We start from the raw sequence: 263 nt of genomic DNA on the forward strand, positions 1-263 counted from the left end.
TGCGCAAATGCGCAACAAAAAGCTGCCGATGGTTGACGATCTGCGCGATGAATCTGACCACGAGAACCCGACCCGCCTGGTGATTGTGCCGCGTTCCAACCGCGTGGATATGGATCAGGTGATGAACCACCTCTTCGCTACCACCGATCTGGAAAAGAGCTATCGTATTAACCTTAATATGATCGGTCTGGATGGTCGTCCGGCGGTGAAAAACCTGCTGGAAATCCTCTCCGAATGGCTGGTGTTCCGCCGCGATACCGTGC

General features: G+C 54.4%; 1 protein-coding gene. It reads left to right on the top strand.

Annotated features, from left to right (window positions below; all coding sequences use genetic code 11):
• The coding region (locus SB772_RS42150; RefSeq protein WP_410838791.1) for a DNA gyrase subunit A at positions 1 to 263 on the top strand (263 nt) is incomplete at both ends.

Origin of the sequence: Paraburkholderia sp. SIMBA_030 (assembly GCF_046535245.1) — a bacterium.
In the GTDB taxonomy this organism is placed as follows: Bacteria; Pseudomonadota; Gammaproteobacteria; order Burkholderiales; family Burkholderiaceae; genus Paraburkholderia.